General features: G+C 44.4%; 2 tRNA genes and 1 rRNA gene. All 3 read left to right on the top strand.

Going from position 1 to position 626, the window contains the following annotated elements:
- The first annotated feature begins 137 nt into the window (after positions 1-137).
- A 5S ribosomal RNA gene (gene rrf / locus DWV06_RS12540) occupies positions 138-255 on the top strand.
- A gap of 8 nt (positions 256-263) precedes the next feature.
- Positions 264-337 (top strand) — tRNA-Ile (locus DWV06_RS12535).
- Between the two features lie 78 nt (positions 338-415).
- Positions 416-488 (top strand) — tRNA-Ala (locus tag DWV06_RS12530).
- Positions 489-626 lie beyond the last annotated feature (138 nt).

The following is a 626-nucleotide window of genomic DNA, read 5'->3' as shown; positions in this document are numbered from 1 at the left end:
AGTACGAAAGCCCATCCTGACACTTAATGAATACGAGTGCAAACGAAGTCTGAATTTAGTGGAAGGATGAAGGAATTCACTGTTTAATTATCCATGTTCAAAAGTCCGTAAAAGGGAAAAGAATAGAGGAAAATATTTCTGGTGGCGATGCGCTTAGGGGGAACACCCGTACACATCCCGAACACGATGGTTAAGACTTAAGCGGCCGAGAATACTGCATTGGAGACGATGTGGGAACGTAGGTGGCTGCCAGATTAAAAAAAGGGCTTATAGCTCAGCTGGTTAGAGCGCACGCCTGATAAGCGTGAGGTCGGTGGTTCGAGTCCACTTAAGCCCAGTCAAAAGCGAAAGGCATAGGAGGAAAGGCCCACTTAAGCCCGGTAGAAAGAAGAAAAGAAGATAAAGACCAACCCATGGGGGTATAGCTCAGTTGGGAGAGCACCTGCCTTGCAAGCAGGGGGTCACGAGTTCGAATCTCGTTATCTCCATTCGATGCGAAAGCATCAAAACCAAAGAAAGAAACATGGTTATGTACCTTGAAAACTACACATGGAAAGAAATAGAGTAAAGATAGAAATATCTAGACAAGACATCCGAGAAGTTATGTGAAAAATCATAACACAGAG

This window comes from Anaerosacchariphilus polymeriproducens (assembly GCF_003363435.1).
Lineage (GTDB): Bacteria > Bacillota > Clostridia > Lachnospirales > Lachnospiraceae > Anaerosacchariphilus > Anaerosacchariphilus polymeriproducens.
The sequence above is the reverse complement of the archived record's forward strand: the minus strand, read 5'-3'. Positions and strand labels throughout refer to the sequence as shown.